Here is a 13,172-nt window from a genome sequence, read left to right on the forward strand (position 1 = left end):
TAAAAAGTTATATAAATTACACAAAGATAAATCTTTATATCTTATAAGCAAAAATTAGAGGCACATTATCATAAAAAATATGACTAAATGTGCCTCTAATTATAATTATTTATTCACAAGATACTTATCTATACAGAAAATATCTATCTATACACAAGTTAACATTTTATATATCAATTAACTTTATTTTATATATTAGTTTTGAATAACACTTTCTCTTGACTCAATTTCTTTTGAAATACTAGCTATAAACTCATCTAATTTAATACTGCCTATTTCACCTTTATCTCTTGATCTTACAGAAACATTATTTTCAGCTACTTCTTTTTCACCTACTACTAACATATAAGGAACTTTTTCAAGTTGAGCTTCTCTTATTTTAAATCCAATTTTTTCAGCTCTATCATCTAATTCAACTCTTATACCTTTATCAAATAATACTTTTTTAACTTCATTAGCATAATCCATAAACTTATCAGATATAGGAAGTATCTTAACTTGAGTTGGAGATAACCAAACTGGGAATTTGCCAGCATAATGTTCAATTAATATACCTATAAATCTCTCTATACTACCAAAAGCAACTCTATGAATCATAACTGGTCTATGTTTCTCACCATCTTGTCCAATATAAGTATTATCAAATTGTCTTGGAAGTTGCATATCTAATTGGATAGTACCACATTGCCAAGTTCTTCCTAAACAGTCTCTTAAATGGAAGTCTATCTTAGGACCATAGAATGCCCCATCACCTTCATTTATAGTATATGGTAGACCTAACTCTTCTAAAGCTTCTCTTAATCCATTTTCAGCTGCTTCCCACTCTTCTTCGCTTCCCATAGAATTTTCTGGTCTTGTAGATAATTCTAGATTGTATTCAAATCCAAAAGTCTTGTAAATACCATCTATTAGATTAGCTACACCTTTTATTTCATCTTTGATTTGTTCTGGTAACATGAATATATGTGAATCATCTTGAGTAAATGCTCTAACTCTCATTAATCCTTGTAATGCTCCAGATAACTCATGTCTATGAACTCTACCAAGTTCTGCAACTCTCATTGGGAAATCTCTATATGAGTGTAATTGAGAATTGTAGTAAATTAATCCACCAGGACAGTTCATAGGTTTTATAGCATAATCCTCGTCATCTATTTTAACTGTATACATATTCTCTTTGTAATGATACCAGTGACCTGAAGTCTCCCATAATTTTCTGTTTAATATAATTGGAGATTCTATTTCAATATATCCAGCTTTTCTGTGTATTTCTCTCCAGAATTTTAATAATTCATTTTTAAGTTCCATTCCTTTTGGTAAGAACATAGGGAATCCAGGACCTTCATCAGGTATCATAAATAAACCTAATTCTTTACCTAATTTTCTATGGTCTCTTTTTTTAGCTTCTTCTAATAAGTGTAGGTACTCTTCTAAATCTTTATTTTTTTCAAAAGAAGTTCCATAGATTCTTTGAAGCATTTTATTTTTTTCGTCACCACGCCAGTATGCACCTGCTACACTTTGTAATTTAACAGCTTTAACCTTTTTAGTAGATGGTAAATGTGGTCCTCTACATAAATCAGTAAAATCACCTTGTTTATAGAAAGATATTATTTCACTTTCAGGTAAATCAGATATAAGCTCTACCTTATAATCTTCTCCTTGTTCTTTCATAAGTTCTAAAGCTTCATTTCTAGGAAGTTCAAATCTTTCTATTTTTAAATCTTCTTTAGCTATTTTTTTCATTTCAGCTTCTATTTTTTCCAAGTCTTCTGGAACTAATCTATGTTCTAAATCTATATCATAATAGAATCCATTCTCTATACTTGGCCCTATAGCAAGTTTTGCTTCTGGGTAAAGTCTCTTTATAGCTTGAGCTAACATATGTGCTGATGTATGTCTAAAAACGTCTTTTCCTTCTTTATCTTCAAATTTAAATAAGTTTAAATCACAATCACTATCTATCATGTGGTCCAGACCTACAACCTCTCCGTTCACAGATGCTGCTACCACATTTCTAGCTAATCCTTCACTAATGGATTTAGCCACATCCATAACAGAAAGAGCATTTTCAAATTCTTTTATTGAACCATCTTTTAAAGCAACTTTAATCATTGTTTTTTCCTCCTTATTGAGATAATTTTTAATTTTTTTGTAATAAAAAATCGCCCCAAATATATTTGGGACGATATTAATTCGCGGTTCCACCCAAGTTGGTGTATACAAATATATACAACCCTCTTGATGACTATAAGGTAGTCACCCGAGCACTTTCACAAATCGTGTAAAACAAATATTGCTAATAAGCTCAGCTCCAAGGTAGTTTTCAAATAGACCTATTACATGGGTTTTCAGCCATAGACCCAGATTCTCTGTGAATGGTTTCCACTCTACTCTTCCTCTTCAACACTATAATTTTTGATATATTTTCATTATAACAGATAGTCATACATCAATCAACATTAATGTAATATATTAATTACCCATTATTTTTCATCTCAATCAATTTTAAACTAATATTCTTATATTTTATATTAATTTAATCTTTTGATTTATAGTAATATTATAATATTTTCACTAATTTTAAATTTTTAAAGCATATCTACATGCATGATAGATATAACTAGATAAATATAGTCACTAATCCTTGAACTATACCTATTAAGAAACCTAATACAAGACCTAAGATTTCTATATGTTTTAATTCATTTTTAGCTATTCTTATGATTATTTCTTCTAGTTCATATAAATCTAGTTCATTAATCTTATCTTCGACCATTTTTTGTATATCTATACGCTCATTTGCTTTATTTATTATATTTTTGCTCAATTCATCTATGCTCTGTTTCACTTCAGATTCAATTATATCTCCTAAATAGTCCTGAATCATGTTCTTTATACTGCTTGGTATAAATGAAACTTTCTCATGTATGATAATTTTCACCCTTGCTTTTATGTATCTTACAACTTCTTCCTTATCTTCGTCAGTAATGATATTTGCAAGTATTTCGTCCATTGAAAGAAATTCGTTTTGAATTATTTCACCTACATTTGCTGCTATTTCTGCTCTTCTCTTTGGTATAAGACCTACTATCTCTATATTTAAAATAGGTATCTTAATAGGTACTATTGGTCTAAATATCAGTCTTATAGCAACTACATTTGTGACATAACCTATAAATCCACCAATAACAGCTAATATTAGTATCCTAATTAAATTATCCATTATAAAACTTCTCCTTATCAATTGTATATTTGTTAGCTATATTTTATCTTTAATAACTCTAGTTATATTATAGCTTTATATACAATTATAAGTCTTTCGTGTCGATTTCAAAAGAATTTTTTGATTTCTAATTTTTATTTTTATTATTTTAGTTGTATTTTACTATCTTTTAACTCTGATTTATCTGTAATTTGAGTATATTTTTATTTTTAACTATCTTTTCAAATCTTAAATTATATCTTTCAATTCTAATTTTCCATAATTATACTAACTTTATTTTCAAAAATTGCTTCTACTGTATCTATGATTTCCTTTGAGCAATTGTTATTTAATAAATCTAATATTTCTATCTTCTTAGGGCATAAAGTTAATAAGGTACTTATTAAAAAGTCCTCATAATTTAAATTTTCTCTTATGACCATATTTATAATTTCTTCATCATCTATACTGTCTATTTTATTTCCATTTTTATCGTATAAAATAAATGTATTATCTTCCATTATATGAACTTTAAGTAAATCTATCTTTTCTTCTTGAGTATCTATAAAATATTTTAAAACTCTTATAAACTCATCTTGGTCTCTTTTTATTAAATACTCTTCAACTGCAATATCACCTATAGCAGAAATATATTTCATAAATTCTCTCATTCTAAATCTAATAAAACCTTCGACATTTATAAAATCATTTTCCTCTATATAGTTCCTAACCCTTGTAAATACTGTTTCTCTCATAAAAATCTCTTTTTTAGCAAATATGTTTAGTGAATATATGTATATATTATTTTTATCTTCAGGATATGTACGCCCATAGCATTTTAGAATGTATTCTTTTAAAAGTTTCTCTTTCATTATACTTATTATCATACTAGTTATTTCTGTAGATATTTCATCAATATTTAGAGCTCTTTGTTCAGTTTTAGTACCATTAAGTATCTTCTTATTTAATACTTCTTGCTTTGCAGAATCAATTACGACTTCTACAATGTCATTTGTATATATTAATCTATCGTTTACATTATTATTCCTCAAAAATTTCATAGAAGAAATATTATCCTTCTCAACCAAAGTTATCGCTCCTTTCTCGTCATGAGAGGAACTATAGAACCTATATCGAGTAAATTTTCACTACTAAGTGTAACTATCTCCTTGTTTTTACTTTCTATAAAACTTTTTATACGTTCATAGTCAGGATGTTTTTTAACATCTCCACAAAAAGCTAGTTTATCCTTAGAAATTAACCCTGTACATCCACCTATAAATCCATAATTCATCTCAAATAAATTTATATGACCTTTTTCTATTAATAAACACTCTATTTCTGTATTCTTCATGCTTTTCCAAATACCTTTATCTGATGTTATTATAGATGTTCTATCTACTATACAGATTGAGCATTTAGAATAGCCCTGCTCTATATTTATCTTTTTAAGTTTATTATTTTCAATATAATCTAATATCGCTCTGTCAGTGTACTTAAAATTGTGTATGGCATAATCACCAACTATAGCAATATTGTAAGGTATATCATAAGGATATTTATTTGATAAATTAGCTTCTCCCTTAATTATATTAAATTTATGTTTACTTAATAACTCTTTGTATTGATTATATACATTCGGCGCAACAATTATATCTCCTTTTCCTAAATTACAAATACATATATCTGGGTGATATTTTATACTTTCATATAATTCTTTACATTCTATTGTTTTTATTATTTCTATATTTCTTAATTTTAATTCATTTTCCATTAGATAACTAATTCTTTTGTCCACCAAAGCTAGACACAAATCGTCATCTAGTATAAATGGCTCTCTTGTAAATTCCATTTTTTACTCCTTTTTATTTTTTTTGATAAATTTTTTATTTGAATATAAATAAAGTGTGCAGTAGATTTTTTCTACTTACACACTTATTATTGGACTTTTATGTAATTAATCTAAATTAATTAATGTTTTTTTTGATAAATTTTTATAAAAACTCTACTCTATCATCTAATTGATTTTAATTTAGCTATATCGTTCCAATTGCTTGCTGTTACTATTTCAATTTTATTTAAGTCTCTTTTTATCTCTTGTGTGTCTCCTTTAACAGCTACAACATGTTTTTCTGTATATTCTAATTCTACCTTTGTGTCTTTTAAATCTTTTTTAATTTCTACTAGATTATTTTCTATCTTATCTAATCTAGAGTCTATTCCATTAAATCTAGCATCTACTTTATCTAGTCTTATGTCAACTTCATCAAATCTAGTACCCATCTTCTCTAGTCTTATGTCTACTTCATCAAATCTAGTATCCATTTTATCTAGTCTTATGTCTACCTCATCAAATCTAGTACCCATCTTCTCTAGTCTTATGTCTACCTCATCAAATCTAGCATCCATTTTATCTAGTCTTGTATCCATCTTATCTAATCTGTTTTCTAATTTATCAAATCTGTCGTTAATACTGTTTTGCATTTTGTCTAGAAATTGCAAAATTTTGTCTTCCATATGTATCAACTCCTCTATAGATAATTATAACATTCCACACAAATACTATACATATCTTCAGCAATAATTAGTATGTACTTTTCACCTTATTGTACTCTTTTTTTACATATTCCAAAACATCTGGTGGTATGTTTCTATTGCTATTTGGAGTAAGTCCAATTTCTCCATCTTTTATCTTAAACTCCATGACTTTACTTCCCTTAAAACCATCCTTTACAACATTCTGTATCAATTCATAAACAGGCTGTTCTACATCCTTTACAATCGAACTTATTACATTATCTGGAGCCATATCATATTGGTCTTTATTAATAGCTATAACTTTACCACCATTTTCTCTAGCTACCTGAATAGCTCTTTTCCCATCATCCTCTGTGGCTGAAAATACAACATCTCTATCAGAATCTCTCATTTCTTTTGCAATAGTTCTAGCTGACTCAGGATTTTCAAATACATTTGCATACTTTACCAATAAATCAGCATTTTTATTTGAAGTTTTAAGACCTTTTCTAAATCCAGATTCATATTTGTCTCTACTAGAGCCTTCAACCCCTCCTATAAATCCTACTTTACCAGTGTCAGTCATTTTTCCTGCAATAAGACCTGCCAAATATCCAGTGGAATTATCTTGAAATGATACAGAAATTACATTAGCTGGTTGAACCTTATAATTATAATCAACTATTGCAAATTGCTGTTTTGGATATTTTGTAGCAGCTTGTTTAATCGTTTCTGCAAATCTAGCTCCAACTGCTATTATCAAGTCTGGTTCATATTTATATAATTTTTCTATGCTATTTGCAAAGTCATTAAAAGTCTTTGGTCTTTCAATCTTCTCTCTAATATCAAAATCCTCATCAGCTCTTTTTAAAGCTGACAGTACATTATTATTATACGATTCATTACCTAAATTTTCAGTATCTAACAATACTCCAACAGTTTTTCTTACATAAGAATCATCTTCCAATTCATCCTCATCATTGCTACTTTCACTATTTGACTTATCTTTATCAGACAAAGTTGACACATTCTTAGATTCACTTTGTTTAGACTTATTATTATTTATATTAGAATTATTATTTACTCTATTAAATCCAAAATCAAAATTACAGATAAATAGTATAAAAACTGTAAAGAGCATGACAAAACAAAACATCAATATCCTTTTTATTTTCACAAAACTCACTCCCTGACATAGAACATGAAGTCTCTATAAATTATTTATTGTTCTTATTTACATATTCTAACACATCAGGAGGAATATTTTGAGAACTATTTTGAGCAAGTCCAGTACTTCCAGACTTCATTGTATTTTCTATAACTTTACCACCCTTATAATCTCCTTTTACAAAGCTTTGTATTAAGTCATAAGTAGGTTTTTCAAAGTCCTTTACAATAGAACTTATAACATTTTCTGGAGCCAACTCATGCTGATCTTTATTAATTGCTATCACTTTTTTATTCTTTGCTCTAACCATATTTATTACACTCTTTGAATCATCTTCAGTATTAGAAAAAATAATATCTACTCCACTATCCATCATTTTTTTAGCAACAGATTCAGCAGATTTACTATCTTTAAAAATATCTACATACTCAACTGAAATATCTTTTATATTGCTATTAGAAAATTTAACACCTTCTTTAAAGCCAGATTCAAATTTATTTCTACTAGAACCCTCTACTCCACCTATAAAACCAACCTTATCTGTTTCTGTCATCTTTCCAGCAACTAATCCAGCCAAATATCCAGTCTTATTATCCTCAAAAGAAATTGAAGTTATATTAGATGGTTGTTTGTCATACTCATAATCTACAATGGCAAACTGTTGCTTTGGGTATTTCTTGGCTATCTTTTCTAGAGGCTTTGCAAATCTAGAACCAACAGCTATAATCAAGTCAGTATTATCATTACATAAAATATCTATGCTATTAGAAAAAGTTGATGAATCCTCTGATTCCACTTTATTTGTATCTATGTTAAGATTTTTTTGTGCAGTATCTAACGCTAACAAAGCTGAATTATTCATGACTCCATTATTTGACCCTTCAATATCTAATATCATAGATACAGATTTTTTTGAATTTTCTTTGTTACTTAGCTTATTTTTATTATCTTGATTAGAACTAGAATTATTACTTGAATTACTGCTACATCCAACTAACATTCCAGCAGTCATTGCTACAGTTAACATTAATACCAACAATTTTTTTAAACGCATCAAAATCCACTCCTTATATTTTTGTGACATTTTTATATCCTATTTACTTTTACATACTATATTACTGATTTGTTATACCTCATTTGCAAGTATTTATTTAATTTTTTCAATAAACTTACCATAAAAAAGTGTGTAATAGATTTCTATCTATTTACACACTTCCCTAAAAACTCAACTTAATATATCAACACTTAATTCTATCTAAAACAAATCATATCTAGTGTATCAATGTTTAACATATCTTATCATAAATTAATAAAAAAATAAATAATCCCAATATAAAAAATTGTTATTTATTTTTTAGACATATAATTCCAGTTACACCAGGACCAGCATGTGCACCTATACACACACCAATTTGGAAAAATTTAATTTCCTTAGGTCTCAATTCATCCTCTATAACTTTAGACAATTGTTCTTTTTCCTTAATGTCATCACTATATCCTATATATATAACTTGGTCTGATAAATCATCCCCACAATTCGATTTTATCAAGTCCATCATCTTAGAAATTACATTCTTCTTACCTCTTACTTGAGATAATTGTGAGACTAACCCTCCTTTTATTTCAAGAATAGGTTTTATATTTAATATACTTCCTATTGCCGCCTTAGTAGATGATATTCTTCCTCCCTTTTGTAAGTACTCCAATGTATCCACTGAAAATATAACAAAAGCTTTTTCTTTTAATTCATCTAAAACAGGTAATATTTCATTAATAGATTTTCCTTCACTTGCAAGCTCTCCTGCTTTTATTACAAGCAGACCAGTTCCCATACAAAGTAAGTTAGAATCATATGTATATATTTCACCTTCTACATCATTCTTCGCCATTACAGCACTTTGATATGTTCCTGTAGCTGTAGCCGAACCAGCTATATAAAGTATTGCTCTACCTTCACTCGTGTATTTTTCAAAAACTTCCTTAAATTGGGCATAAGTAGCTTGAGAAGTTTTTGGATATGCATTTTCTTCTCTAAGTTTTTTATAAAATTCATCTCCAGATATATCAATCCTATCCTTGTATTCTTTTTCTTCTAATATAACTGTTAATGAAACAATATCTATATCATATTTATCTAACAAATCTTTTGGCACGTCCGATAAACTGTCACAGATTATCTTTAGATTTTTCATTAAGTATGCTCCTTTCTAATTTAGGATTATTTAAACTACCTCATATTAGGGTATCCTATTTGTCTTAAAGCCTCATATACTACTATAGCTACTGAATTTGATAAATTTAATGACCTAGCTTTTTCAACATCTAACATAGGTACTCTAATACAAGTATCCATATTTGCTTTCAACAAAGACTCTGGTAATCCCTTTGTTTCTTTCCCAAATACTATAAAACAATTTTCTTCATATTTTACATCTGAATGCGATTGTTTAGCCTTTGTTGTAGAAAAAAAGTATCTACTGTTTGGATATTTTTCTTGTAATTCTTCAAAGCTATCGTAATATTGTATATCAGCTATATCCCAATAGTCAAGACCACATCTTTTTAAGTGCTTATCATCCAATGAAAAACCTAATGGTTTTACTAAATGCAAAGTTGAACCTGTTGCTGCACAAGTTCTTATTATATTTCCTGTATTTTGAGGTATTTCTGGTTCTACTAATACTATATTTAATGACATTTTTATCCTCCTAAATATCGTTCTTGTTTACTAAACTTTATTTTATAAACAGAATAACAATAATATTATACTATCATATATAATAATGTTAATAATAATTTTTATATTATTATATATAATAGTTTTCTATCTAACATTTTCATAAGTATTATTATATCAGAAAATCACTCTTGTACAACTTACTTTAGAAAAGTTATTTCATTTCTTTAAGTTCTTGATAATAATTACAATCATCTTTTATTGGACAGTTTTCACACTCTGGATTTCTAGCTTTACACATTCTTCTTCCATGAAAAATTAATACATGATGTGAGTGTGACCATCTTTCTTTTGGTATGGCTTCCATAAGTGCAAATTCTGTTTTTTGAGGGTTTGGCTCATCTACTATTCCAATTCTATTACTGACTCTAAATACATGTGTATCTACTGCTATTGCTGGATGATTAAAGGCATTACTAAGAACAACGCCTGCTGTCTTTCTCCCAACACCAGGAAGTTTTACAAGCTTTTCTAAAGTATCTGGTACCTCACCATTATATAATTCACACAACTGTTCAGATGTAGCTTTTATTTTTTGAGCCTTACTTTTATAAAGACCACAACTTTTTATCTCTTTACTAATTTCTTCAATACTTAAATCTGCAAAATCTCTTGCTGTATTGTACTTCTTAAACAATTCCGCTGTAACTTTATTTACTCTTACGTCAGTACATTGAGCGGATAATATAGTTGCTATTAAAAGTTCAAAGGCTGTCCCATAATTTAGTTCACATGTAGCATCTGGATACAATTTTTCTAATTCATCTAAAATTTTATTTACATCTTTTTCGTTTTTAGATTCTTTCTTATCCACAGATTTACTTTTAGCTTTCTTATTACTCACTTTTTGTATATTTTTACTAGATTTATTATCTTTTAATTTACTATCTTTTTCACTTTTTTGAGCATCTTTTTTGCTAACTTTGACACTTTTTTTATTATCCTTAATATCTACAAAATTTTCTATATCTTTTTCACCAATTATTTCATCTACTTCTTTTTGAGTTTCAATTTTATTTACATCATTCTTAGTTGCATCATTCTTACTTATATCTTTCTTATTTACACTTTTCATAATTATCCCCCTTAAAATACCAATTTATAAAACATTATTTATATATAGTTTAATCATATCAACAAAAAATAAACATCAACATACAAAACAAAACTTACTCTACAGATATTTCACAAAAAAAGCAAAAACTTATTAAAGTTCCTGCTTTTTATTATACATATAAATACCCATTAAATTCTATTATAAACTTATTCTTTTGCCTCAATTTGTATCTTACTAAAAGATAGTAGTTTTTCTTTGACCAATTTTTTTATTTCTTCAAATTTGACATCTGTCAATATCTCTATAGCTTCTTCTACTCTTTCAACTGTATATATTTTAAATTTTCCATCTTTTATAGCATCATTAACTTCATCTGATAAAACAAGATTTCTCTGATTTTTTTTAGGAATTATTACACCCTGTTCATTGTTTAAGCCTTTAGTTTTACATATAGAATAAAATCCTTCTACTTTTTCACTTATTCCACCAACTACTTGTATATCTCCCTTTTGATTTATAGAGCCTGTAACTGCAATATTTTGCTTAATTGCTACACCACTAAGAGATGATAACAATACATATAACTCCGCAGAAGATGCACTATCTCCATCTATACCTCCATAATTTTGCTCAAAACAAATATATGCATTTAATGACATCAATAAATCCTGTGCAAAGTTTTCAGAAAGATATCCCCCTAATATAAGCACTCCTTTATTATGTATTGAGCCACTCATATTTACTTCTCTTTCTATATTTACTATACCATTGCTTCCTGGACTAGTAGTTGCTGTAATCCTTGAAGCCCTACCAAAAGAATATTCTCCTGTACTTAAAACTGATAGCCCATTTATTACTCCAACTTTTTTTCCTTCTGTTTCTATTAGAGTAAAACCATTTTCAATTGATTCATCCATATGTGTCTCTACTCTATTAATACGCTTTTTCTTTTCACTTATTGCTTTTTTAATATCATCTCGCTCTGTATAATTGGAACTTCTAAATTCTGCATATGCACTTCCTTCTATTATAACTTCCATTATTTTATTAAACTTAGTTGATAGCTTCTCTAAATCACCAGACAATTTAGTGCTAAACTTAACAACTTCGTCAACTGCATCTTTTGTAAAATGTTTTAAGCCATTTTTATTGCATTGATATGCTATAAATCTAGCTATTCCATCTTCATTATTTTTATTCTTATCCATTTCGCTATCAAAATCTACAAATATTTTAAAATATTTTCCAAAATCTTCTTCATATCTATATAAAATATCATATATATAATGACTTCCTATCAATATCACTTTGACATCTAATGGCATATTTTCTGGTTTAATTGCTGTCTGTGTTTCCAAAATTACTTTTTTTGTTTGCAATGTCTTTTTAAGAATTTCCCAAGACATAGTATACTTTAATAACTGGTCTGCATAAAGCACCAAATATCCGCCATTAGCTCTATGAAATGCTCCTGATAATAATTTTGTAAAATCAGTCTTTATATTTCCGTTTGCATAATCGTATTCTGCCTTTCCAAATAGGTTTGATGGGCTTGGATTTATCTCCACTATGACAGGTGCTGATTCCTTCTTTTTCGAACCTCCATTATCTACAAATAAATTAATTTTATACTTTATAAAGTGTTCTTTATCATACTTATCTTTCAATTCTTCTTCATCTAAGTAAAATAAATACATGTATTCTATGATATCTTTTTTTATATTTTCTAAGTAAAGTTGAATTTTTTCATAACATTCATATCTTTCGCACAACGTTTTAATATGAGGTTCTACTACAAGCTTAGCTATCTCTTCTTCAAGCTCTAACACAGCCTTTTCAGCTTTTTCTTCCAAGTTTCTAATTTTATATACAACTTGTATTGCCATGTTTTCGAGTTCTCTTTTAGCCTTATAAAACTCTTCATCTGATATATCACTTTCTTCTTCATCTTCCTTCAAAGGTATGAAAACTATTCCCATTTTACTTTGTTTTAGTTTAAATCCTTTTTCTTCTCCATATTTTTTAATCTGCTTTAGTAACATATCTTTTTCTATTTCATATTCATCCAAAAGTTTATTTTTCTCTATTTCAAAATCTTCACTTTCAAATGCATTTTTAAAATCTTCTAAAAGACTTTCTACTAACTTTTCCATATCTTTCTTAAGTTCTCTTCCAAACCCTTTTTCTAATTCAACTATCATAGGTTCTCTAGGGTTTTCAAAATTATATATATAGCACCAATCTTTATGTGTACTTTTTTTAGATGCATATTCATTTAAAACCTTTAAGGCATAAGTACTTTTACCTGTTCCAGATTCCCCAGCTAGGTATATGTTGTAGGCTGGATTATTTATCTTTAAACCTAACTCCATAGCTTCTACTGCTCTTTCTTGACCCAATATACTATCTAGTGGACTTATTTCAGATGTATTATTATATTTCAATATTCCCCCACCTCCTCATATTTAACTTTAATGATATAATATGA

The 13,172-nt window shown here is 28.0% G+C and carries 11 protein-coding genes and 1 other annotated feature; all 11 genes read right to left on the reverse strand.

Annotated elements, in window-relative coordinates:
• Positions 1-195: 195 nt before the first annotated feature.
• Positions 196-2,115: a threonine--tRNA ligase gene (gene thrS, locus IR151_RS05935; protein WP_227433596.1), complete on the reverse strand. Its 1,920-nt coding sequence runs from the start codon at positions 2,113-2,115 to the stop codon at positions 196-198.
• 63 nt (positions 2,116-2,178) lie between these two features.
• Positions 2,179-2,416, reverse strand: a binding site (T-box leader).
• A gap of 207 nt (positions 2,417-2,623) precedes the next feature.
• Positions 2,624-3,226: a DUF445 domain-containing protein gene (locus tag IR151_RS05940; RefSeq protein WP_227433597.1), complete on the reverse strand. Its 603-nt coding sequence runs from the start codon at positions 3,224-3,226 to the stop codon at positions 2,624-2,626.
• 248 nt (positions 3,227-3,474) lie between these two features.
• On the reverse strand, positions 3,475-4,293 hold the full coding sequence (locus tag IR151_RS05945; RefSeq protein WP_227433598.1) for a putative sporulation protein YtxC: 819 nt from the start codon (positions 4,291-4,293) through the stop codon (positions 3,475-3,477).
• 2 nt (positions 4,294-4,295) lie between these two features.
• The gene (locus IR151_RS05950; protein WP_227433599.1) at positions 4,296-5,057 is read right to left on the reverse strand and encodes a DUF6873 family GME fold protein; all 762 of its coding nucleotides are present in this window, start codon (positions 5,055-5,057) and stop codon (positions 4,296-4,298) included.
• A gap of 161 nt (positions 5,058-5,218) precedes the next feature.
• Positions 5,219-5,722: a hypothetical protein gene (locus IR151_RS05955; RefSeq protein ID WP_227433600.1), complete on the reverse strand. Its 504-nt coding sequence runs from the start codon at positions 5,720-5,722 to the stop codon at positions 5,219-5,221.
• 67 nt (positions 5,723-5,789) lie between these two features.
• Positions 5,790-6,899: a BMP family ABC transporter substrate-binding protein gene (locus tag IR151_RS05960; RefSeq protein ID WP_227433601.1), complete on the reverse strand. Its 1,110-nt coding sequence runs from the start codon at positions 6,897-6,899 to the stop codon at positions 5,790-5,792.
• A gap of 40 nt (positions 6,900-6,939) precedes the next feature.
• Entirely contained in the window at positions 6,940-7,944 is a 1,005-nt protein-coding gene (locus IR151_RS05965; protein WP_227433602.1) for a BMP family ABC transporter substrate-binding protein, read from the reverse strand.
• A gap of 289 nt (positions 7,945-8,233) precedes the next feature.
• Positions 8,234-9,082, reverse strand: coding sequence for a DegV family protein (locus IR151_RS05970; RefSeq protein WP_227433603.1), 849 nt, complete (start codon positions 9,080-9,082; stop codon positions 8,234-8,236).
• 35 nt (positions 9,083-9,117) lie between these two features.
• Positions 9,118-9,588, reverse strand: coding sequence for a tRNA (uridine(34)/cytosine(34)/5-carboxymethylaminomethyluridine(34)-2'-O)-methyltransferase TrmL (gene trmL / locus IR151_RS05975; protein ID WP_227433604.1), 471 nt, complete (start codon positions 9,586-9,588; stop codon positions 9,118-9,120).
• Positions 9,589-9,781: 193 nt separating this feature from the next.
• Positions 9,782-10,702: an endonuclease III gene (gene nth / locus IR151_RS05980; protein ID WP_255612943.1), complete on the reverse strand. Its 921-nt coding sequence runs from the start codon at positions 10,700-10,702 to the stop codon at positions 9,782-9,784.
• Between the two features lie 188 nt (positions 10,703-10,890).
• Positions 10,891-13,128 (reverse strand): ATP-binding protein, encoded by a 2,238-nt coding sequence (locus IR151_RS05985; RefSeq protein ID WP_227433605.1) that lies wholly within the window; start codon positions 13,126-13,128, stop codon positions 10,891-10,893.
• Positions 13,129-13,172: the final 44 nt, after the last annotated feature.

The sequence above is a fragment of the Clostridioides sp. ES-S-0006-03 genome, assembly GCF_020662275.1.
Taxonomy (GTDB): Bacteria; Bacillota; Clostridia; order Peptostreptococcales; family Peptostreptococcaceae; genus Clostridioides.